Annotated in this window: 15 protein-coding genes and 1 tRNA gene; 9 read left to right on the top strand and 7 right to left on the bottom strand. The window is 69.3% G+C overall.

Annotated features, from left to right (window positions below; translation table 11 throughout):
• The first annotated feature begins 86 nt into the window (after nt 1–86).
• The gene (locus tag GSI01S_RS10585) at nt 87–1,427 is read left to right on the top strand and encodes an MFS transporter (RefSeq protein ID WP_006896548.1); all 1,341 of its coding nucleotides are present in this window, start codon (nt 87–89) and stop codon (nt 1,425–1,427) included.
• On the top strand, nt 1,424–2,938 hold the full coding sequence (locus GSI01S_RS10580) for a pyridoxal phosphate-dependent decarboxylase family protein (RefSeq protein WP_006896547.1): 1,515 nt from the start codon (nt 1,424–1,426) through the stop codon (nt 2,936–2,938). The genes GSI01S_RS10585 and GSI01S_RS10580 overlap by 4 nt, the downstream gene beginning before the upstream one ends.
• Here GSI01S_RS10580 and GSI01S_RS10575 read toward each other — a convergent pair.
• The 3 genes from GSI01S_RS10575 to GSI01S_RS10565 form a co-directional block, all read right to left on the bottom strand.
• Nucleotides 2,919–4,061: an acyl-CoA dehydrogenase family protein gene (locus GSI01S_RS10575; RefSeq protein WP_006896546.1), complete on the bottom strand. Its 1,143-nt coding sequence runs from the start codon at nt 4,059–4,061 to the stop codon at nt 2,919–2,921. The two genes, GSI01S_RS10580 and GSI01S_RS10575, sit on opposite strands and share 20 nt — an antisense overlap.
• A gap of 228 nt (nt 4,062–4,289) precedes the next feature.
• Nucleotides 4,290–5,498 carry a L,D-transpeptidase gene (locus tag GSI01S_RS10570; RefSeq protein WP_006896545.1) on the bottom strand — a complete coding sequence of 403 codons (1,209 nt, stop codon included), beginning with the start codon at nt 5,496–5,498 and terminating at the stop codon, nt 4,290–4,292.
• 171 nt (nt 5,499–5,669) lie between these two features.
• Nucleotides 5,670–6,965, bottom strand: a complete 1,296-nt coding sequence (locus GSI01S_RS10565) for an NAD(P)/FAD-dependent oxidoreductase (RefSeq protein WP_006896544.1) — start codon at nt 6,963–6,965, stop codon at nt 5,670–5,672.
• 133 nt (nt 6,966–7,098) lie between these two features.
• Between GSI01S_RS10565 and GSI01S_RS10560 the strand changes: the two genes are divergently transcribed.
• Nucleotides 7,099–7,965, top strand: coding sequence for a LysR family transcriptional regulator (locus GSI01S_RS10560; protein WP_006896543.1), 867 nt, complete (start codon nt 7,099–7,101; stop codon nt 7,963–7,965).
• Between the two features lie 71 nt (nt 7,966–8,036).
• Here GSI01S_RS10560 and GSI01S_RS10555 read toward each other — a convergent pair.
• Both GSI01S_RS10555 and GSI01S_RS10550 read right to left on the bottom strand, forming a co-directional pair.
• Nucleotides 8,037–8,109 (bottom strand) — tRNA-Lys (locus GSI01S_RS10555).
• 139 nt (nt 8,110–8,248) lie between these two features.
• On the bottom strand, nt 8,249–8,470 hold the full coding sequence (locus tag GSI01S_RS10550) for a DUF3618 domain-containing protein (RefSeq protein ID WP_006896542.1): 222 nt from the start codon (nt 8,468–8,470) through the stop codon (nt 8,249–8,251).
• A 112-nt stretch (nt 8,471–8,582) separates the two neighbouring features.
• On the opposite strand from GSI01S_RS10550, the gene bcp reads away from it, so the two are divergent.
• Both bcp and GSI01S_RS10540 read left to right on the top strand, forming a co-directional pair.
• Complete coding sequence (gene bcp / locus GSI01S_RS10545; protein WP_006896541.1) at nt 8,583–9,056, top strand: thioredoxin-dependent thiol peroxidase; 474 nt, start codon at nt 8,583–8,585, stop codon at nt 9,054–9,056.
• A gap of 19 nt (nt 9,057–9,075) precedes the next feature.
• The gene (locus GSI01S_RS10540) at nt 9,076–9,726 is read left to right on the top strand and encodes a TetR/AcrR family transcriptional regulator (RefSeq protein WP_006896540.1); all 651 of its coding nucleotides are present in this window, start codon (nt 9,076–9,078) and stop codon (nt 9,724–9,726) included.
• Here GSI01S_RS10540 and acpS read toward each other — a convergent pair.
• A complete protein-coding gene (gene acpS / locus GSI01S_RS10535; protein WP_006896539.1) occupies nt 9,723–10,124 on the bottom strand; it encodes a holo-ACP synthase AcpS in 402 nt (133 codons plus the stop codon). The genes GSI01S_RS10540 and acpS overlap by 4 nt on opposite strands.
• Entirely contained in the window at nt 10,121–19,372 is a 9,252-nt protein-coding gene (locus GSI01S_RS10530; protein WP_006896538.1) for a type I polyketide synthase, read from the bottom strand. The genes acpS and GSI01S_RS10530 overlap by 4 nt, the downstream gene beginning before the upstream one ends.
• Before the next feature lie 333 nt (nt 19,373–19,705).
• Between GSI01S_RS10530 and GSI01S_RS10525 the strand changes: the two genes are divergently transcribed.
• The 4 genes from GSI01S_RS10525 (at nt 19,706) to GSI01S_RS10510 (ending at nt 22,189) form a co-directional block, all read left to right on the top strand.
• Nucleotides 19,706–20,503 (top strand): LppX_LprAFG lipoprotein, encoded by a 798-nt coding sequence (locus tag GSI01S_RS10525; RefSeq protein WP_006896537.1) that lies wholly within the window; start codon nt 19,706–19,708, stop codon nt 20,501–20,503.
• A gap of 28 nt (nt 20,504–20,531) precedes the next feature.
• Nucleotides 20,532–20,936: a DUF4189 domain-containing protein gene (locus GSI01S_RS10520; RefSeq protein ID WP_006896536.1), complete on the top strand. Its 405-nt coding sequence runs from the start codon at nt 20,532–20,534 to the stop codon at nt 20,934–20,936.
• Nucleotides 20,937–21,017: 81 nt separating this feature from the next.
• Entirely contained in the window at nt 21,018–21,443 is a 426-nt protein-coding gene (locus tag GSI01S_RS10515) for an HIT family protein (protein ID WP_006896535.1), read from the top strand.
• Entirely contained in the window at nt 21,440–22,189 is a 750-nt protein-coding gene (locus GSI01S_RS10510; RefSeq protein ID WP_006896534.1) for an SIR2 family NAD-dependent protein deacylase, read from the top strand. The genes GSI01S_RS10515 and GSI01S_RS10510 overlap by 4 nt, the downstream gene beginning before the upstream one ends.
• Nucleotides 22,190–22,235: the final 46 nt, after the last annotated feature.

Raw genomic sequence — 22,235 nt, 5'->3', positions numbered from 1 at the left:
GGGCGGTATTCGATGCCGTTCGGTATTCCGGTCGAGCCGGCACCAAACACTCCCGCCGGTCTTGATCGTCTGATCTACTCGATCGTGTGAGTGTTTCGACCTCCGCGCCGCCGGTGTCACGCCGGGTCACCGCGGGCTTCGCGGCCGGCAGTCTGGGAACCGGTGGCTTCGGCGTGCTGCCCGGACTGGTGCTGGCGTACTACCTCACGGACACTCTCGCGGTCGGCGCCCTGCTCGCCTCGGCGATCGTGGTGATCCCCAAGATCGTCGACGTCCTGGTGAACCCGCTGATCGGCGCTCGCAACGACACCGCGTTCGCCGCCACCGGATCCCGCACGCGGTTGATGTGGATCGGCACCCTCGCGATCGTGCCGACGTTCATCCTCACCTTCGCCGCACCGACGGCCGCGCCGCCCGCGGTGGCCGCACTGTGGGTGCTCGTCTTCTTCACCACCGCTGCCGTGGCCTACGCCTGCTTTCAGGTCCCGTACATCGCGCTGCCCACCGATCTGACGCCCGACTATCACGCGCGCACACGTCTGATCTCGGCGCGGATCGCGGTTCTCGCGCTGGCGATCCTGTTGATCGGCGCGGGCGCTCCCGCGGTCCGCGATGCGCTCGGGGGCGGCGCCGCCGGTTACGCGGTGATGGCTGCGGTGTCCGTGGCCGTGATCGCGGGAGGCATGGCCGTCTCGACAGCGGTCGCCGGCGCCGCGGGCCGTCGGGCGCCGATCCGGGCGCGGACCGCGACGCACGCGGTGGGCGGAGCCGCGGCGTTCCGGGCCGTCCGCGATCATCACCACTATCGGGTCCTGTTGTCGGTCTTCGTGATTCAGGCGCTCGCGAGCGCGGTGATGCTCGCCGGAGCGCAGTATCTGGCGACCTACGTCCTCGACAGCTCCGCCGCGCTGACCCCGCTGTTCGTCGCGCTCGTGGCACCGGCGCTGCTGGTGATGCCGCTGTGGGTCCGTGTGGGACGACGTTTCGGGAAGCTGCGCGGTCTGTACGCGGCGTCGGCGTTGTTCCTGCTCGCGGACGTGATCCTCGCTTTCGCGATCGCGGCGCCGGGGGCGTGGGTCTTCGGAGTCCTGGCGATCACCGGCGTCGGCTACGCCGGCATGCAGACCTTTCCGCTCGCGATGCTTCCCGACGTGATCGACGAATACTCCGCGCGCACCGGCCGCGAGCAGGGCGGCGCCCTGTCCGGCCTCTGGACCGCGGGCGAAACGCTGGGCATGGCCGTGGGACCGGGTCTGTACCTGCTGGTGCTCGCGGCCACCGGGTTCGTCTCGTCGACGGCCGACACGGTCGCCGATCAGCCGCGCAGCGCGATCATCGGCATCACCGCGGGATTCTCGGTGCTGCCCGCAGTCCTGGTGACGCTGAGTCTGGTGCTGCTGACCCGCTACGAGAGGAGACACCCGTGACGAGCCGCGACCCGGACGAGGTACTGGCCAGACTGCGCCGACTGCGCGAATCCGACGCGCCGACCCACGGCGGCCGGATCCTCTCCTACGTGTACGACAGCGGGCTGGGCGTCCTCGACCGGCTGGCCGCGGACGCAGCCGAGCTCGTCCGTCCGGTGAACGGACTCGATCCCACGGTCTTCGGATCGGTCGCCGCGATGGAACGCGATCTGATCGAGTTCTCCCGGAGCGCGTTCGGCTCCCCCGACGCCGTCGGGACGGTCACCTCCGGCGGCACCGAGAGCTGCCTCCTCGCCGTCGCCGCGGCCCGCCGGACCTCCGGGCTCCCGCGCGGGCACGGAAATGTGGTCGCGCCGTCGACGGCGCACGCCGCCTTCGACAAGGCCGCCGAACTGCTCGGCGTCGATCTACGACGAGTTCCGGTGGATCCCGACTCCACTCGACCGTCCGCCGCCGACGTCGCCGCGCACGTCGACGACGAGACCTTCCTGCTGGTCGCGTCCGCTCCGAACTATCCGACCGGAACGATGGACCCGATCGCCGAGTTCGGCGAGCTGGCGCTCGAACGCGGGCTGCCGCTGCACGTGGATGCCTGTCTCGGCGGCTTCGCACTCGCCTGGTGGCCCGAACCGTCCGATCCGTGGGACCTGTCCGTGCCCGGTGTCACCAGCCTGTCCGCCGACTTCCACAAATACGGCTACGCCCCGAAGGGCGCGTCCATCCTGTTGCACACCGATCGGGATCGGCACCGCGCCGGCTACTTCGCCACCGCGGACTGGCCGGGCTATCCGGTGGTCAACCCGACGCTGCTCGGGTCGCGATCGGCCACCGGCACCGCCGCAGCGTGGGCGATCACCCAGTTCCTCGGCCCCGAGGGGTTCGCCGGACTCGTCGGCGACATCGCCGCCGCGCGCACGGTGCTCCTCGAGCAGGTCTGCGCCATCGACGGGCTCCGGGTGGTCGGCGACCCCTTCGGTCCGGTCTTCGCGGTGGCCGCCGACCACGCGTCGGCGCGGCCGATCGACCCCCACCGGTGGGCCGACGAGGTCCACGCGCGTGGATTCACCCTGCAGGCGCAGCCCCGCTACCGGCAGTCCGACGGCTCCGAACTCGCCGCGAGCACCCACCTGACGATCACTCCGGTGACCCGGACGGTGGCGGCCGAGCTGTCGGCCGCGATGGTCGACGCCGCGACCGCGGCTCGTGCACTTCCGCCGATCGACGCACCGGGCCCGCTCCGCGAGCTGGCCGCGGCGTTCGAGTCGGGAGCCGTCACGGTCGAGGACGCCGTCGGGCTGGACTCGGCGGCCACCGAGGCCGTGCTGATCGGAGCGGGGATCGACCCGCACTCCGACCCGGCGCGGTCGGAGGAGGCGCTCGACATCGGCGCCGTGATCGCCGCCATCGACCTCCTCCCCCGACCGGTGACGGCGAAGATGCTCATCGAGTTCCTCGCCGCCTTCACCAATCCGCCGCCGGCCGGGACGGGCACTACAGTGCGCGCGAGATGATCTCCTTCATGATCTCGTTGGTGCCGCCGTAGATCATCTGGACGCGGTTGTCGGCCCACATGCGGGCGATCGGGTACTCGTTCATGTAGCCGTAGCCGCCGAAGAGCTGCAGGCAGGTGTCGGCGACCTGCATGGCCTTCTCGGTGGTCCACCACTTCGACATCGCCACGGTCGGGATGTCGAGTTCTCCGCGCAGGTGCTGCTCGATGCAGTCGTCGATGAACACCCGGGCGACGTGTGCTTCGGTCGCGACCTCGGCGAGCTTGAACTTGGTGTTCTGGAAACCGTAGATCGGACGGCCGAAGGCGGTGCGCTCCTTGGTGTACTCGAGCGTCTTCTCCAGGGCGACCTCCATTCCCGCGACGGACGCGACACCGATGATCAGGCGCTCCTGCGGAAGCTGCGTCATCAGCTGGATGAAGCCCAGCCCCTCCTGGTCGCCGAGCAGATTCGACTGCGGCACACGCACACCCGAGAAGTTCAGCTCGGCCGTGTCCTGGCCGCGCATGCCGACCTTGTCGAGGATCCGGCCGCGGCTGAAGCCCTCGCGGTCGGTCTCGACCAGGATCAGCGAGATGCCCTTGGCGCCCTCGTTGGTGTCGGTCTTGGCGACGACGATCACCAGATCGGCCTGGCCGCCGTTGGTGATGAAGGTCTTGGAACCGTCGATGACGTAATCGTCACCGTCCTTGATCGCCTTGGTCTTGACGTTCTGCAGGTCCGATCCCGTTCCCGGCTCGGTCATGGCGATCGCACCGACCACCTCTCCCGAGGCCATCTTCGGCAACCAGTGCTGCTTCTGCTCCTCGGAGCCGTACGCGAGCAGGTAGTGCGCGACGATCCCGTTGTGCAGGCTCTGGCCCCATGACGAGTCGACGGCCCGCGCCTGCTCCTCGATCAGGACCGCCTCGTGGGCGAAGGTGCCGCCGCCGCCCCCGTACTCCTCCGGGATCGACATGCAGAGCAGGCCCACCTCGCCCGCTTTGAGCCACAGATCGCGGTCGACGTGGTGCTGCTCGATGAAGCGTTCGGTGTTCGGAGCGAGCTCCTTCTCGCAGAACGCGCGCGCCATGTCGCGCAGCGCGGTGAGTTCCTCGGTCTCCCACGAAGGACGTCGTGCCATGAGTTGAGCTACCTATCTCGAGTGCGGTGTTCGACGCTGAGCGTGCCGCCCAGCCCTACCGGCGACTATACAGTCGTACCGTATTTTGAGTGCCTCGCGAGCTTAACATCGCTCGATGTCAACGTCGCGTCCGGGGCGGCGCCGACCGCCGCTCCGACCACCCCGCGCACAACCGGAAACGCCCGGAACCAGGCGGTTCCGGGCGTTTACGGGGACGAGAGATGCAGGTCAGGCGTTGCCCTTAGACCACGTCGACCAGGGGATGTTCCAGTCGCCGAGACCGTCGGTGCCGGGCAGTTCGGGCCCGATCGTGTTCTTCACCGTCACCGGGTCGCCGCGCAGCGTGTTCCGGACCACCCAGAGGGCGTCGTCCGGGCTGAGGTTCAGGCACCCGTGGCTGGTGTTCGTGTTGCCCTGCGCCCACACCGACCACGGAGCCGAGTGCAGGTAGATACCGCTGTACGACATCTGGGTCGCGTAGTCCACGGGGGTGCGGTAGCCGTCGGCGGAGTTCGTCGGGACGCCGTAGGTCGAGGAGTCCATGATGATGTGATCGAGACGGTCACCGATGATGTAGATGCCGTTGTCGGTGGGGGCGCTCTCCTTGCCCATCGAGGTCGGCATGGTCCGGATGACCTTGCCGTCGCGCTTGACGGTGACCATCTTGGTGTTGTCGTCCGCGAACAACTCCATCTGGCGGCCGACCTTGAACGACGACGAGACGTTCTCCTGGCCGAAGAGCCCGTCGCCCAGATCGATTCCGAAGGTGTTGACCTTCACGCTCACCTTGGTGCCCGGCTTCCAGAAGTGCTCGGGACGCCAGCGGACCTCCTGGTCGCTGATCCAGTAAAAGGCGCCCTCCACCTTCGGGGTCGAGGTGATCTTGATGGCGGCCTGAGCCGCCTTGCGGTCCGGGATCGCCTCGTCGAAACGCACACCGATGGTCTGCGCGATACCGACGGTCTCACCGTCGGGCGGGCTGATGTACGCCTGCGTCACGTTGTTCGGAGCGCGGGTGGTGAAAGTGCTCTTGCTGGTCGTGGTGCCGCCGACGCCGATCGCGTCCGCGGTGACCGTGTACGACCTGTCGTATCCGAACGGCTCGGCACTGGTCCACTTGGTGCCGTCCTCGCTCAGCACGCCCTTGATCGGCGTGCCGTCCGACTTCGGGATGTTGACATTGCGGATGGTGCCCTCGGTCGCGGTCACGACGATCGGCGCACCCGGCTGGACGCCCACCTCACCCTTCTGCAGAGGCTTGCCCGACTCGTCGGTGAACGCGAGTGCAGGCTTGATCATGTCCCCGAACTCACCGTTCGCGTGGACCTGACCGTCATAGCTGCTGCAGGACGAGATCAGCGCGATGGCGGCAAGCATGGCAAAAACGGCAGTGACCTTGGCCCCGAACCGACGGCCGCGCATCCGACGAAAACGCATTGTGCTCCCAAGAAGAATTCAGCGGGCTCCGCAGAGACGGAGCCTGTTCCGGCTGCCCATTGTACGAGAGGCGCCAGACCGCCTGCACCTCGGACGCGTGTGGAGCGCCACACATCATTCACGCGAACGACCTGCGCACGTTCCCGGCGTCGAGCGGTCGTCCCGGACGGCTCAGGCCGCCGACTCCGCGAGCGGGCGGCGGTCGCCGGTCCCGTCGGCGCCGCCGGCGTCGGCGACGCGCCCGGCCGAGCGGTCCACCTGCGCGAATCCCGGCCGAGCCGAGCCCGCGAAGGAGCGGAACCAGGACAGCACGGCGCCGACCCTGTTCCGGAATCCCACTAGGTAGAACAGGTGCACCCCGAGCCACGTGAGCCAGCCGAGGAAGCCGGTGAGCTTGATGCCGAACGGCGCGTCGACGACGGCGTTATGGCGGTTGATCACCGCCATGCTGCCCTTGTCGAGGTAACGGAACCGGGTGCCGCGGACCGTGTCACCGCGGATCATGTCGGCGGCGTGACGGCCCTGCTGCATCGCGACCGGACTCTGGCCGGGCAGCCTGTCGAGGCTCGTCATGTCGCCGATCGCGAAGACGTCGGCGCGGCCGCCGACCGTGAGGTCGGGGTTGATGAGCAGTCGTCCGGCGCGGTCGGTCTCGCATCCGGTCGCCTCGGCCACCACCTGCGCGAGTGGCGTGGCCTTCACTCCAGCCGACCACACCACCGTCCGCGCTCGCAGAACCCGCTCGGTTCCGTCGGCGGCCCGGACGGTCACCGCGTCGCCGTCGATATCGGTCACGACGGTCTCGGTCATCACGTCGATTCCCGACTTCTCCAGCGTCTTGCGCGCGAAGTCCGACAACTTGCCCCCGTACACGGGAAGGACGTCGCCCGCCCCCTCCACGAGGTGGACGGTGGCCGGCGCGTCGGTGAAATAGCGCAGGCCCAGCTCTTGGATCTGGCCCGCGATCTCGACACCCGTGGCGCCGGCGCCGACGACGACGAAGGTGTGCGCGGTCTCGTCGGCGAGCGGAGCCTCGAAGCAGTCCAGCAGGTGCGCCCGCAGATCGATCGCGTCGTCGCGCGTCTTGAGCGAGAAGGTGCTCTCAGCCCACTCGTCGTGGCCGAAGTATCCCTGGCTCGCGCCGGCGGCGACGATCAGGAACTCGTAGGCGATCTGCTCGCTGCCGTCGTCGGTGCTGTAGGTGATCACCTTGCGCTCGGCGTCGAGCGCGGTGACGTAGCCTTCCACGACGTCGATCGACTTCTTGTCCGCGAGAACATCGGCGATCGACGGCGCGATCTCCTGCGCCGGGAGGACGCCGGTGGCGACCTGGTACAGCAGCGGCTGGAACAGATGCTCCGGCGTCGCGGAGATCAGCACCGTCTCGACCTTCGACTTCGCCAGCTGCTTGGCTGCCGCCAATCCGCCGAATCCCGAGCCGATGATCACGACCTCGGTGCTGCGCATGTGCCTCATCTCCTGTGCGTTGTCCGCCAAGTGCTTTCACTGATCACAGTGCCGGATAGCTGCGTTGCCACTCAACCCGATTGACCACTCGTTTACCGATGACATTTATCTGTTCTACTCATACAGTGAGGGAATGGAGTTCCGGCAGCTCGAGTACCTGACCGCGGTCGCCGACACCGGCGGCTTCTCCAAGGCCGCCGAACGGTGTTTCGTCTCGCAGTCGGCGATCAGTCACCAGATCGCCGCGCTCGAGCGCGAGCTCGGAACCGAGCTCTTCGACCGCTCCACCCGCCGGGTCCGACTGACCGAGGCCGGCGAGACCCTGCTGCCACGCGCGCGGGAACTGCTGGGCTTGCGCGATGCCGCGATCGCCGCCGTGAGCCCACAGCCCAACCGGATCCGGATCGCGGCGAACATGTCGTTCGCCGGTTCGGCGCTGGCGGCCGTGTCGGCGATCCGCGACCGCCATCCGGACGCCGAGATCGACTTCCTCATCAAACCCTTCGCCCAACGGATCGAGGCCGTCGCCGCCGGCGACGCCGACATCGCACTGATCCGCGGCAGCCTCGACCACGAGGGTCTCTACCTCGATCCGCTGTGGATCGAGCAACCCGTCGTCGCATTCAGTCCGCGTCACCGTCTCGCCAAGCTCGGGAGGCCGCCCCGGCCCGAAGAACTCGCCGAGTACCCCCTGCTGCTACCGCCGATCGAGAAGCAGGTTCTCCTGCACCGTCTCGTCGAGCGAGTCTTCGCCAAGGCCGGAGTCGCCGCCCTGCTCGGTCCCGAGATCCGCGACGGACACCCGGTGACCTTCGATCTCATCAACCGGCCGGAGTCGTGGACTCTGCTGTACGAGGATCTCAAACAGCCCGGCATCATCTGCAGGCACAATCCGGCGTTCACGCTGACGGTCTCGGCGGCACTGCGCACCGACGCCGCCCCGAATCCACTGGTCGCCGATCTGCTCACCGAACTCTCGGGAGGGTATCGGCGCGGCTGACCGGGGGAGCAGGCCCTGGGAACGAGAAGAGCCCCCGTCGAACCGAGTGGTTCAGACGAGGGCTTCTACTGTGCGCCATCAGGGACTCGAACCCCGAACCCGCTGATTAAGAGTCAGCTGCTCTGCCAATTGAGCTAATGGCGCTTGGCCTTGCTGCATCGCCGTGGCGGTCTGCGCCGCTGCGGCCTTGCGGAGAAAACATTAACACCATGGTTGCCGAGATTAAAAATCGGCTGGTCAGATGCAGTTTCGCGTCATCTTCCGCGGTTGCAGCACGCGCGGCTCAGCGGAGGATCTTGCGCACCACCACGACCGCGACGAGCGCTCCGACGGCGATGAGTCCGTACTTGACCGGCGGACGGCTCACGATGGCGACGGCCTTGGTCTTGGCGTCGTCGGCCAGCCGCTGCGGATTAGCTCGCTCCACGAGCTGGTCGAGCGTGCCGGCGAGTTCCTCGCGGGCCTTCGTGATCTCCTGCTCGATGCGTGCGGTTTCGTCGGCCACTGCGATCCTCCGTGATCTGTCGGGACGTATAGACGGCTGTACGCTGCGCGAGTACACAACGGTTCTGAGCCTACAGAGTCAGACGTCGATCCGAATCCGATAGCCTGGCCGTATGTCTGCCAATGGACGACTTTCGGTCGGAGACAAGGCCCCTGCGTTCACTCTTCCCGACTCGACGGGCAAGCCGGTCTCGCTCTCGGACTACGCCGGCCGCAAGGTGATCGTGTACTTCTACCCGGCCGCGATGACGCCCGGATGCACCAAACAGGCCTGCGACTTCCGCGACAACCTGGCCGAACTGAACGACGAGGGCATCGACGTCATCGGTGTCTCGCCCGACAAGCCGGAGAAGCTGGCCAAGTTCGTCGAGCGGGATCAGCTCACGTTCCCGCTGCTGTCGGACCCGGAGAAGGAGGTCCTCGCCGCGTGGGGCGCCTTCGGTGAGAAGAAGCTGTACGGGAAGATCGTCAACGGCGTCATCCGCTCCACCTTCCTGGTGAACGAGGACGGAACCATCGGTGCCGCGCAGTACAACGTGCGCGCGACCGGCCATGTCGCGAAGCTGCGCCGCGACCTGTCGATCTGATCGACCCCGGCATCACTTCATGTCCGAGCATTCGACGTCCGACATCAGTTCCCCGGAACCGCTCGTCCCCCGCAAGCGGCCCACCCAGGAACGGAGCAGGCGCACCTTCGAGTCGATCCTCACCGCGGCCCGCGAGGTGCTCATCGACGTCGGCTTCGAATCGCTGACATGCGAGCAGATCGCCGCACGCGCCGAACTGCCGATCGGCACCATCTACCAGTATTTCGCGAACAAGTACGTGGTGGTCTGCGAACTGGACCGCAACGATTCGAGCGCGGTGCGCGACGAACTCACCTCGTTCGCCTCGGAGATCCCGTCACTCAAGTGGCCGGAGCTGCTGGAGAAGTTCCTCGACCACCTCGCCGAACTGTGGCGCACCGATCCCTCGCGCCGCGCGGTGTGGCTGGCCGTGCAGTCGACCCCCGCGACGCGCGCGACGGCCTCGATCAACGAAGGGATCCTCGCCGACCAGGTCGCGCGGATCCTGGCGCCGTTGACGCCGGATCAGCGCGACCGTCGGGCGATGATGGCCCAGGTGCTGGTCCACACCGCGTACTCGCTGCTGAGCTTCTCGGTCCAGGACGGTCACGATCATGAGATGACCGTGTACGAACTCAAGCGGATGCTCGGCGGCTATCTCATGCTCGAAGAGGTCTCCGGCCGGAGCTAGCTCTCGCTTCGATCCTCGAGGATCGCCACGGCGGCGGCCATGTCGCCGTCGTGGGTGAGCGATACGTGGATCGACAGTCCCGCGAGTGCCTGGGCGATGTCGCCGTGCAGCCGGATCCGCGGGCGTCCGTGAGCGTCCGACTGCACCTCGACGTCGTTGACCGCGGACTCCGGAAGGAGCGGCGCCAAGCCGAACCGGCTCGACGACCACGCCTTCACGACCGCCTCCCTCGCAGCCCAGCGGGCCGCGAGGTGACGCGCCTCGTCGCCGGTGCGCTCGGCCGCATCACGCCGCTCCCCCACGCTGAAGTGAGCGCCGAACGAGGAGCCCGGAGTGCGGAGTTGCTCGGCGAACTCCGGCACCGACACCATGTCGATGCCGACCCCGACGATGCTCACCGGGCGAGACCGTCCACGGCGTAAGCGCCCTCGTCACCGAGGCGGACCTCCGGATCGAGCAGGAGCCCGGCTTCGGTCTCGTGCTCGTCACCGTCGCCGAGGCGGCGGTCGGCGGGACGCTGGTACATCGCATCGCCGCCGCACATCGCCTGCAGCAGACGCTGACGGCCGTCGCGCAGACGCCGGGCGCTCTGCTCACGGTACGTCGCCCGCTCGGACTCGTCGAGAGTGGCGACGAACGCCTCCGGATGCACCACCGCGATGAGGCCCGAGACGTGACCGAAGCCCAGCGAGGTCAGCAGTCCGGCCTTGAGCGGGAAGCGTCCGCCCATGCGCAGGGTCTCGCGCGGCCACACCAGGTGCGGGTACTCGCGCATCTTCTCGTCGACGCAGTCCAGGCTGCGGTTCGGCGGGATGACGCCGTCGCGGAGCACCTGGCACAGGCCGATCAGCTGGAAGGCGGCCGCACCGCCCTTCGCGTGACCGGTCAGCGACTTCTGCGAGACGACGAATAGCGGCGCGCCGGTGTTGCGGCCGATCGCCTCGGCCAGACGCTCATGGAGTTCGGACTCGTTCGGATCGTTGGCACGGGTGGAGGTGTCGTGCTTGGACACCACGGCCACGTCGTCCGGGCTCACCCCCAGGGCTGACAGCGCGGACGCCAACGGCGAGGCCTTCTCGCCGCGGGCCGCGCCGAGCGCCCCCAGTCCCGGCGCCGGGATGGAGGTGTGGACGCCGTCGCCGAAGCTCTGCGCCCAGGCCACCACGCCGAGGACCGGCAGTCCCAGCTGAGCTGCCACATCGCCGCGCGCCAGCAGCACCGTGCCGCCGCCGGCCGACTCGACGAAGCCGCCGCGCCTGCGGTCATTGGCTCGGGAGAACCGTCGGTCGTCGATGCCCTTGGCGGTCATCTTGGCCGAGTCGGCGGTCGCCGACATGTCACCGAATCCGACGATGCCCTCGATGCCGAGGTCGTCGAATCCGCCGGCGACCGAGAAGAGTGCCTTCCCGAGGCGGATCTTGTCGACGCCCTCCTCCACCGAGACGGCGGCGGTGGCGCACGCGGCGACCGGGTGGATCATCGCGCCGTAGCTGCCGATGTACGACTGCACGACGTGCGCGGCGACCACGTTGGGCAACGCCTCCTGCAGGATGTCGTTGGCCTTCGACTCCCCGAGCAGGGTGTCGACGTACAGCGACCGCATCGACGTCATGCCGCCCATGCCCGTGCCCTGAGTGTTGGCGACCAGACCCGGGTGCACCCAGCGCATCAGCTCCGACGGCGAGAAGCCGGCGGTGACGAAGGCGTCGACGGTCGCGACCAGGTTCCACAGGGCGACGCGGTCGACCGACTCGGCCATGTCCGGAGAGACGCCCCAGCGGACCGGATCGAAACCGGTCGGGATCTGGCCGCCGACGGTGCGCGACAGGCTCGCACGGCGCGGGACGCGGATCTCGGTGCCCGCCAGGCGGGTGACTGTCCAGTCGCCGGTCTCGGCGTTGGGTGCGATCCGGGTGCGTTCGGGGTCGGCCGAGACGAACTCGCGGGCCGCGGCCTCGTTCGGGACGGTGAAGGTCAGATCCTGGTCGAGGAACACCGACTCCAGCAGCGGCGAGGTGTTGTCGACCATCGCCCCCTCGTCGGCGTAGCGGCGGATGCCGCACCGTTCGACGACGGCGTCGTGATAGCGCTCGGCGATCTCCGACTCGGCGACCGGCTCACCGGACTCGACGTCGTACCAGCCGGCCTTCGGGGTCTCCTCCCACGTCACCAGACCCGTGGTCCACGCGAGTTCGAGGACGCCTGCGGCCGAGAGCTTCTCGTCCACCTCCATCTCGAATCGGGTGCGTGCCGAGCCGTAGGGGCCGACCTCGCCTGCGCCGACGATGACCACCAGATCCTCGGGGCGCGAATCGAGTTCGGGCCACGCGTGCTCGATCGGGACGTCGGCGCGGGCCGGCGCGGGAAGCGCCGCCACCGTGACGCCCGCGGTGCTCGCAGCGCCGTTCTCCGCAGAGCCGTTATCCTCAGGGCCGTCCTCGGTCTGTGCCTCGGCGGCAGCAGCCGCCAGGGCCCGCAGATCGATCTTCTCCGGGTCGAGCCCGGCCGTCAGATCGGCGATCAGCGGCTCGGCGACCGCGCTCTCACGCGCCTGCTCCGAGCACAGTTCGACGAGGGCCGCGGCCATCTCGGGCGTGCTCCAGGTCTTGACGCCCGCGGCTTCGACGGCCTCGACGAGTCCGTCGTTGTGGCCCATCAGTCCGGTGCCGCGCACCCAGCCGATGAGGGCGTGCGCGAGGGTGGTCCGCTTGTTCCAGGACTCCTCGGCGCCCCACCGGGTGACGAGCGCGTCGAGCGCGGCCTTGGCCTCGCCGTAGGCGCCGTCCCCGCCGAACATGCCGCGGTTCGGCGATCCCGGCAGCACCACGTGCAGGCGGGCGTCGATGTCGTGGTCGGCTCCGATGGCCGACAGACCGGCGATCAGCCGTTCCACCGACCACAGCAGCACCTTCATCTCCAGTTCGGCGCGCGAACCGGCGTCGGTGAGATCGCCCGCCACCCGCGGCGCGGCGAACGGGAACAGCAGCGTCGGGCGCATCACCGGCTTGACGACGGCAGTGCTGGCACCGAGGTTCTCGGTCTGTTCGGAGCCGAGCCACTCGATCAGTCCGTCCACATCGCCGTACGACGCGAGGTTGGCCGGCACCACCCACAGCGCGGCGTCGTGCCGTGCGTGAGTGCGGTAGAGCTCCTTGTAGAAGTCCATCCGGTCGCTGTTGAGGCGCGAGGTGGTCGCGACCACCGTCGCGCCGCCGGCGAGCAGCTCGCCGACCACGGCCGCGGCGATCGATCCCTTCGACGCACCGGTGACGACGGCGATGTCGTCGGCGAACCGGCCGGGCTCGGGCAGCTGGGCCGCGTGGGCGATGGCACCGTACACATCGGCGTGCTCGCTGTATCCGAGGGCCAGGGCCTTGCCCTGCCACCAGGTGGCGTGCTCGGCGACCTGGTCGCCCGCACCGGTCATCGCCTCGGCCAGCTCGTGATGACGTCCGTGGACGTCCTCCTCGGAGTCCAGCCACAGGCGGGCGAGATCCTCGCGGGCGGTGGCCCAGCGGTCGTCGAGCAGCACCGCGCGCTCGGCGTCGAACGCCGGGGCGACGGTCCGCTGCCAGTCGGAGCCGAGCTCGCTGCTGACCAGGTCGGCCAGCTCAGCGGTGGGGTCGGTCTCGGCCTGCGAGGCGTCGACCACATCGGTCAGCCCCAGCTGATCGAGGATCGTGTGCGCAGTGCGTGCCAGGACGCCGCTCGGGCCGGTGATCTGCTCGGTGAATTCGCCGAGCGCCGCCGCGTCGACCGTCCCGCCGGACGCCGAGGCCGCGGCGGGCAGTTCCACGGCGATGCCGCGGGCCTGGCCGACGCTGCGGACCGCGCGGTCGATCAGCGCGTCGAAGTCGGCGGCCGAGCCGACCGCGCCATCGAGCAGATCACCCAAGTCGCCGCCCCGGACGCTGACGCCCTCGCGGGAGCCGAGGGCCACGGCCACCAGCGTGTGCCGACCCCAGCCCTCCCCCAGCTGCCAGGCGTTGGTCACGCGATCGGTGATGTACGAGGCGCGCTTGCCGATGGGACCGGCGATCTTGCGGATCTGGTCGCCGACGGCGTCGGTGAGCACGTCGCCGAGCGGCTTGTAACCGCGGGCCAGGGTGCTGACCGTGGACGCGAGCGCCCCCATGTCGGCCTCGGCCGCACCGTCGATGGCTCCGAGTCCGAGCTCGGTGCCGATGTCGAGCAGCAGCTGGTTGCGCCGGGACGACACGCCGTCGCACAGCGATTCGATGGTGTCGGCCGGGCCGATCTGCGCCGGCGTCATCTTGGTCCACAGGGCGATCACCGCGCGCACCGCGTCGGCCGGGCCGAACGCGATGTCGTCCGGTCGGGGCCCGGCGGCAGCCGCCGGAGCCGGAGCGGGAGCCGACGGTGCCGGAGCCGCGGCGGCAGCAGTCTCCGCCGGCGCCTCCTGCACCACGTCGTCCTCGACCGGCTCGGGTGCGGAGTCCTCCGCGCGCAGCACCGCTGCGTCGGACTCGGCGTTGAGCACCTCGGCGGCGGCTGCCGCGTAGTCGGGCAGCTTCAGGGTGTTGCGGGCCAGGCCGGAGAGCGTCGGGGCGTTCTTGACGCCCACCTCGACGAACCGGTCGATGCCCAGGCCGCCGTCGGCAGCCGGTGTGAACAGCAGATCCTGCGTCTCGATCCAGCGGACCGGGCTGGCGAACTGCCAAGCCAACAGCTCGATCAGGATGACGCGCGTCAGCTCGAAGGGCCGTGCGGCCCACGAGTCCCACTCGGCGAGCACCGCGTCGAGCGGATCGGACGGCACCAGTCCGGCGATCTCGGTGACGAACTCGCGGCTCAGGTTGAACAGCCGAGGCACCAGGTTCGGAATGTAGCGGCCGACGAGGATGTCGGGATCGATGTCGGCGGGCAGGAGTTCCTCGAGCTTGCCGCGGAACTCGGGCACGCCGGCGCGGAGCACCGTGGAGTGGAACGGCACGTCGATGCCGGGCACCAGGATGAAGGCGCGCTTGCCTCCGAACTCCTCGACGCGGCGGACGATCTCGGCCTCCAGCCGCTCCAGTCCGCGGACGGTACCGGCGATCGCGTACTGCGAACCGAGCAGGTTGAGGTTCACCACCTCGAGGTACTCGTCCACCTCGCGGCCGACGGACGCGACGAACTCCTCGACGTCGGCGTCCTTGAGACCGAACTGGCTGGGCCGGATGGCGGCCATGCGGTAGTCGGAACGGCCCTGCTCGTCGCGCGGAACCAGGTGGTGCATCGCGGAACCGCGCTGGAACACCACCTCGAGCACCGCCTCGAGCGGAAGCACGCCGGCGCAGGCGGCGAGCGCGTTGTACTCGCCCACCGAGTGACCGCAGGTGATGGATCCCTCGACGAAGGCCCCGGCTTCACGGAGCTCGGCGATCTGCGCGACACCGAGCGTCGCCATCGCGACCTGGGTGAACTGCGTCAGGAAGAGCACGCCGTCGGGGTGGTGGTACGTGGTGCCCTTCGCCACCAGAGTGGTCGGATTGTCGCGCACCACTGCGAGGATCGAGAAGCCGAGCGCCTCGCGGGTGTGCTTGTCCGCGCGGTCCCAGACCTCGCGGGCGGCCGCCGAGCGCGAGCGCGCCTCCAGGCCCATGCCCTTGTGCTGAATGCCCTGACCCGGGAAGGCGTACACCGTGCGCGGGGCGTCCAGCAGCGCGGTCGCCGCCATCACCAGTTCGCCGTCGACCTTGGCGGTCAGTTCGACGGTCTCCCGACCGGCATCCATGCCGACGCGGTCGATGCGGATGTCGACGGTGTCGCCGAGCCGGACCATGCCGAGGTAGCGGGCGGTCCAGCCGCGGATGGCGCGCGGAGCGGGAACCGGGTTCTCCCGGTCGCCCGCCGCCAGCACCTGCTGGGCCGCGGCCGAGAGCCACATGCCGTGGACGATCGGATCGCCCAAGCCGGCCAGGCGGGCCGCCAGCGCGTCGGTGTGGATGGGGTTGCGGTCTCCGGAGACCACGGCGAATCCGTTCATGCGGGCCGGTGCGGTCAGCGAGGCCGAGCGCAGGAATTTCCGCGTTCCCGGCTGCTCACCGGCGGCCGCGCCGCCCGCGCGGACCGGGTCGGGCAACGCGGCCGAACCGATCCGGCCGCGGATGGCGAAGCGCTCACGCAGCACCGCGATCGGAGAGTCGTCGGCGGCGGCGACCTCGACATGCACCTCGACCACTCGGCCGACGCCGGTGTCGGAGACGCCGATGAGGCGGGCGGTCACCGTCAGCTCGGTGTCGACCGCGGGGATCTCACCGGTGAGCTCGACCGCGTGGTCGAGGTGGACCAAGTCCAGCAGACCCTCGACCACGGGATGGCCCGCGTCGGTCCGGGCGGCGCCGATGACGCTGAAGACGCTGGGCCAGCAGGCGACGACGAGGGTGTCGGGCACGGCGAAACCGTTCGGGGCCACCGGCGTGGTCGGGGTCAGCGGGCCGGGCAGGCTCGACGCGGTCGCTCCGCTGTGGTCGGCGACCGAGTCGGCCTTCCAGGCGACCGTCGACGTGACGACGCCGTCGACCGAGTCGAGCAGCGAGCCGCCGGCCGCGACGGTCAGGAGTTCGGTCATCGCGTCCGCCGCGCCGGCCGTGGTGATCCGAGGGCTGCCGCCGTCGGTCGCCCGGAGGTCGCCGGTGAACGGGATGCGCAGAATCGAGCCCGACACCGGGACCACCAGGTCGAGCCGGATCTCATCGTCGGCCGTCTCGGCATCGGGGACGAAGGCGACCATCGCGCCGCTGGGGTGTTCGGCGTACTCGCCGTCGTAGAGCTTCCAGGCGTCGCGGTCGCCGAGCAGAGCGATCGGGTTGCGGACCTGTCGGCCGGCCCACAGCACGTCCTCCGCTTCGATGAGAACGCTGAGCGGTCCCGACTCCGGGACGATGTCGCGGTGACGGCGGGCCGCGACCACCCGTGCCTGCTCACCGGCGGCCCGCAGGTCGGCGGTGACCTGCGCCTCGAAGCGGTTCAGCAGTTCGCCGACCGGCTCGTCGACGCGGGTGATGCCCGCGACGGCGACGGTGCCCGGGATGATGCAGACCTGGTCGGCCGAGTAGCGGGCGTCGTGCGCCTGCCACAGCGAGTCGCTGCGGTACCAGCGACGGACGTCCTTGTCGATCACCGGAACGAAGTTCACGGGCTTGCCGGGCGTACGGCACAGCTCGAGGAAGAACGCGACGTCGGCCGGGTGGAGGATGTCGGAGTCGATGGCCGGGTACAGTTCGGCCAGCTCGGCGATCGCCTCGTGCGGGTTCGGGACATCGCCGGCGAAGGCGGAGACGAACTCACCCGAATCGAGCTCGTTCATGCGCGCCTCGGTGCGCCGCAGCATGTCGGAGAAACGCTGCTCCCAGGTGATGTCGGCCCACTCGAGGGGCGCCTGCGCGCTGCCCACGGCGAGTTCGGCGTAGCGGTCGAGCCACTCGCGGTAGGTCATCGTCGCGACGTCGCCGAAGTACGGCTTCGCGGTCGCGGCGAGGGCCTCGATGATCTCGTCGCGGCGTTCCGCGACGGCGTCGGCGTCGCCGGCCACCTCGTCGAGCAGGCGGCCGGTGCGCGAGGCCGAGTTGTCGATCTCGTGGATGTCGGCGCCCAGCTGGCTGCGGCCAGAGGCCATGCCCGCCTCCGCGTGACCGGCACCGATCCAGGTGTCGCAGCCCTGGGTCTCGACGAGGAGCTGCTTCACCTCGGGTGCGGTGGTGGCCTCGAGGGTCGCCATCGCCGCGGTGCCGACCAGAATGCCGTCGAGCGGCATCGCCGGGTAGCCGTGCGCTGTGGCCCACGCGCCGGTCAGGTACTCGCTGGCACGCTCGGGTGTGCCGATGCCACCGCCGACGCAGAGCACGATGTTGGGACGGTCGCGCAGTTCGGCGTAGGTCGCCAGCAGCAGGTCGTCGAGGTCCTCCCAGGAGTGGTGACCGCCTGCGCGTCCGCCTTCCACCTGGACGATCACCGGGAAGTGCGGCACCTGCAACGCGATGCGGACCACCTGACGGATCTGGTCGACGGTGCCGGGCTTGAACGCGACGTAGTGCAGGCCGGCCTCGGTGAATTCGTGGACCAGGTCGACGGCCTCATCCAGTTCGGGGATGCCCGCGGTGACGATCACGCCGTCGAAGGGCGCTCCCTTGGCACGTGCCTTCTGGACCAGCTTGTTGCCGCCCAGCTGCAGCTTCCACAGGTACGGATCGAGGAACAACGAGTTGAACTGGACCTGGCGGCCGGGTTCGAGCAATTCCTGCAGACGCTCGAGGTTGCCCTCGAAGATCTCCTCGGTCACCTGACCGCCGCCCGCGAGCTCGGCCCAGTGGCCGGCGTTGGCGGCCGCGGCCACGATGGCGGGGTCGACGGTGGTCGGGGTCATGCCCGCGAGCAGCATCGGCGAGCGGCCGGTGAGACGGGTGAACGCGGTGTCGACCACGGTGCGACCGTCGGGCAGGTTCACCAGGCGCGGCGCGAACACCGACCACGGCCGCGAGACCTCCGGAGCCGAGCCGGGGACGAAGAGGTTGCGCTGACCGCCGCGGGTGGCCGCGGCGATCACGCCGACGCCCTGCCCGCGCAGGTTCGGCGCCGACAGCCGCGACGCGAGATCGGCGGGTCCGAAGTCGATCACCCAGCGAGCGCCGGAGTCGACGGTGTCCCCCACCAGCTCCACCCAGTTCACCGGGTCGACGAGCACGGCCGCGGCGTGCCTGCGGACCAGCCCGGTGTCCAGACCGCAACGCTGAGCCCAGTCGACGGCCAGTTCCACCGCCGGTGCGAGATCGGGGTGATGGAAGGGGACGGTGACGTTGAGGTCCTCGATGACCGGCGAGAAGGGCGTGCCGCCGGTGACCTTGCGCTTGCGTTCGTCGGCCGCGGCGGCCGCGCGGAGCTCGGCGAGCGCACTGAACGCCGCGAGATGGCGCGGCGAGCCCGTCAGCACCACGGTGCGCCGGGAGTTCACGATCGCGACGGTCGGCAGTCCCGTGGCGTCGGCGGGCTGTCCCGCGACGTACTCGGCGAGCAGTTCGTCGATCTGCGCGGGGCTCACGCCGGCGACGGAGATCATGGGGGCGGCCTCGTGGGTGCCGAGCAGACCCGTCCGGCGGGACACGACGGTGGCCGCCGCGCCGATCAGCTGAGCGATCGCCAGCAGGTCGGACTCCGCGACTGCCGGCAGCTGGCCGTCGGCGGCCACGGCCTCGGTGGCGAGGATCCCCTGCGAGTGGCCGATGACGGCGCTGGGCGGAAGAACCGTGGTGTCCAGCCCCTGCTTGCCGAGGTTCGACACGGCCGCGAGCTGGGTGAGCAGGATCCCGGGCAGCGAGACGAGCGCGTCGGCCAGTTCGGTCTCACTGGGAACCGGCAGTTCCTCGTCGTGCGCGCGGATCCAGGTGAGGGGCTCGAAGCGGTCGGCGCCGGCGGCGGCGAGCTCGTCGGCGACCGGCTCGAGGACCTCGCGCGCGTCGTCGGCGATTCCGGCGATCGTCTCGCCGAGATCGGCGTCGTTCACCAGTTCGGTGAGCGTCGGCAGCCACGCGCCGCCCTGTCCTCCGAAGCAGATCGCATAGCTCTCGCCTGCGGCGAGACGGTCGAGCAGACTTCCGGAATCGATTCTGTCGGTGTGCTGGCCGGTGCGGTGCTGGTCGAGGGTCACAAGCTCTCCTGTCGATGCGTCACGTCGGACATGGCCCGTCGCTGGAACGTGGCCAATCGTCGCACAGAAACATGAGGCATCCCTCATGTTTGTTGGCGACCGACAGGTATACCCGCTGGTAGACCGGCGGGTAACCGCCTCGGCCAGCGTCGAAGGAATTTTCGTGACCGTTATCACAGTCGGGTCCGGGCTCCGCGTGTCATCCCGATGATCGACTCATTCTTCGCGCAGGTCACTCATCGCTGTAAGTTCCGTTGCAGGGAAATTCGCGACAGCCGTCCAGATCCGCTGGAGGGGCCTGCTGCGGGGAGAAAATCAGGAGGATCCCACTTCATGAAACGTTCGAAGCGATTCGCGCTTGCCTCGGCGGCAGCCGTCGTCACCGCCGCCGTCGCGCTGACGGGATGCTCCAGCAGCGACAGCGGCGACACCGACTCGACGACCACGTCCGACTCGGCCGCCACCACCTCACTCGATGCGGCCGCCGACACCGCCGCCGCCCTGACCGGTGCGAAGGTCGACATCGAGGTGGAGGGCTCGCTGCAGGGCCTCAACGCCTCCGAGGTCGAGGCGTCCATCGGAACCAAGCCGAAGATGGTCGGCGAAGGCACCGCGACACTCGACATGGGCGGCAAGTCCGTCGAGGCGCCGTTCGTATACGTCGACGACCACATGTACGCCGACGTCGACGACAAGGGGTACATCGACTACGGCAGCGGCCGGTCGATATACGACGTCTCCAAGATCCTCGACGTCAACGAGGGCGTGCCGCACGTCCTGCGCAGCATTCAGGGAGCGAAGGAGGAGGGCAGCGAGACCGTCGACGGTGTCGAGGCCACCAAGATCACCGGAACCCTCCCGGCCAAGGATCTCGCGGTCCTGACGGGAACCTCACCTCAGGCGAAGGGCCTCGACGGCGACATCCCGGTGACAGTCTGGGTCACCAAGGACGGCAAGAACAACGTCGTGCGCGTCGCCTCCGAACCTGCCAAGGGTGCCTCGATGACCGTCACCCTGAGCGACTGGGGCAAGACCGTCACCGTCACGAAGCCGGCCGACGTCAAGTCGCCGAGTGCCAAGCCGTCTCACGCACCGAAGTCCGGTGAACCGACCCGCAGCCCGGTCGGCTGATCGCCGCCGATCCAGAGAAGAGAAGACCATGAAGACTTGTCCGATCAGCCTGCGCAAGCGCCTGGCCACCGCGGCACTCGTGACCGCCGGTGTCGGTGCGGCGCTCACCGTTCCCGCCGCGATCACGCCGGCCCCGGCCCACGCGGCCAACTACTACGGCGCCATCGCGCTCTCACCCAGCACCGGAGCCACCGGTCGCGCCATCGACTATCCCGACTGGTCGAGCGCGTCCAACGCGGCCCTGTCGTGGTGCGGCTACAGCGACTGCCAGGTGGTGGTGCAGATGCGCAATGCCTGCGGCGCGATCTCCAAAAGCAGTTCGTACTGGGGTTACGCCTGGGGCGCTGACCTCTACACCGCGGAGTCGAATGCCCTGTACTACTCGGGCGGCGGATACATCCACGACTGGGCCTGCACCTCGGGACACCAGTAGCCGAAGCAAGCGCGAGCGCCGGGACACCCTCATCGGAGGTCCCGGCGCTCGTGTCGTTGCGGGCGGTTACGCTCGGGTGCCATGACCGACTGCGTCTTCTGCGGCATCGTCTCCGGCGTCTCCCCCGCCCACGTCGTGTACTCCGACGACGACGTGATCGCCTTCCTCGACCTCTCACCGATCACGCGGGGACACACCCTGGTGGTCCCGCGAAAGCACTCGTCCGGTCTCGCCGATCTCGATCCGGAGATCGGCGGAAAGATGTTCGGCGCGGGTCAGCGGATCGCCGGTGCCATGCGGTCGAGCGCGATCGGCGCCGACGGAGTGAATCTCGCGATGAACGACGGCCGCGCCGCGTCCCAGACCGTCTTCCACTCGCACCTGCACGTGGTGCCCAGGCATGCGGGCGACAAGCTGACCTTCGCTAAGGGGTTCCTGACGCGTCGTGCCGGCGACTTGGAGTCGACCGCCGCCGTGTTACGATCGGCGCTGGAGTCGCAGTCGTGACCAGGACTGTCACTCCCGAATCGCTGTCGCAGGCAGCCGCACTGATCGCCGCCGCGGACCATGTCTGTGTCTTCTCCGGCGCGGGGATGTCGGCCGAGAGCGGGATTCCGACCTTCCGCGACGCCCTGACCGGACTGTGGGAGAACTACGATCCCGCCGATCTCGCCACGCCCGAGGCGTGGCGGCGCGACTCCGACCTCGTGTGGGGCTGGTATCGGGACCGCGCGGCGCGTCTTGGCGAGGTGGAGCCGAACGCCGGGCACCACGCGGTGGCCGAGCTCGGCCGGAAGAAGGAGTCCGCGGGCGGTCGTGTCAGCGTCATCACGCAGAATGTCGACGATCTCCACGAGCGAGCTGGGTCGACGGTCGACGCTCATCTGCACGGCAGTCTCAAGGCTCCGCGCTGCGAGGCCTGCCCGCATCGCGCGGATCCGGACGTCGCACTCGAGTCGGTGCGCCCCCGATGCCCCGAGTGCGGCGCGAGTCTGCGCCCCGGCGTCGTGTGGTTCGGCGAATCGCTTCCGAACCTCGACTGGCTGACAGCGTCGCAGACGGTCGCGGCCTGCGATCTGCTGATCATCATCGGCACCAGCGGGGTGGTCCACCCCGCCGCGGGACTGCCGATGCTCGCCGCCGAGGCGGGCACGCCGATCATCGAGGTGAATCCCGAACCGTCCGCGCTCACCCCTCTGGCGACCCTGTACCTTCCGACAACCGCCGCCGCGACGCTGCCGCTGATCATCTGACGGCGGCGGGTGTCGCCTCGTTGAGCGACACCCCCGACTCCGCTGA

The sequence above is a fragment of the Gordonia sihwensis NBRC 108236 genome (assembly GCF_000333035.1).
GTDB classification, from domain to species: Bacteria; Actinomycetota; Actinomycetes; order Mycobacteriales; family Mycobacteriaceae; genus Gordonia; species Gordonia sihwensis.
Note: the sequence above shows the minus strand (reverse complement) of the source record. Positions and strands in the feature narration are given on the sequence as shown.

Excerpts from the sequence above, each read along its gene's own strand:
- GSI01S_RS10570 (WP_006896545.1), bottom strand. The coding sequence starts at position 5,498 with ATGCGTTTTCGTCGGATGCGCGGCCGTCGGTTCGGGGCCAAGGTCACT.
- GSI01S_RS10565 (WP_006896544.1), bottom strand. The coding sequence starts at position 6,965 with ATGCGCAGCACCGAGGTCGTGATCATCGGCTCGGGATTCGGCGGATTG.
- GSI01S_RS10560 (WP_006896543.1), top strand. The coding sequence starts at position 7,099 with ATGGAGTTCCGGCAGCTCGAGTACCTGACCGCGGTCGCCGACACCGGC.
- GSI01S_RS10515 (WP_006896535.1), top strand. The coding sequence starts at position 21,018 with ATGACCGACTGCGTCTTCTGCGGCATCGTCTCCGGCGTCTCCCCCGCC.
- GSI01S_RS10525 (WP_006896537.1), top strand. The coding sequence starts at position 19,706 with ATGAAACGTTCGAAGCGATTCGCGCTTGCCTCGGCGGCAGCCGTCGTC.
- GSI01S_RS10540 (WP_006896540.1), top strand. The coding sequence starts at position 9,076 with ATGTCCGAGCATTCGACGTCCGACATCAGTTCCCCGGAACCGCTCGTC.
- GSI01S_RS10520 (WP_006896536.1), top strand. The coding sequence starts at position 20,532 with ATGAAGACTTGTCCGATCAGCCTGCGCAAGCGCCTGGCCACCGCGGCA.
- bcp (WP_006896541.1), top strand. The coding sequence starts at position 8,583 with ATGTCTGCCAATGGACGACTTTCGGTCGGAGACAAGGCCCCTGCGTTC.
- GSI01S_RS10575 (WP_006896546.1), bottom strand. The coding sequence starts at position 4,061 with ATGGCACGACGTCCTTCGTGGGAGACCGAGGAACTCACCGCGCTGCGC.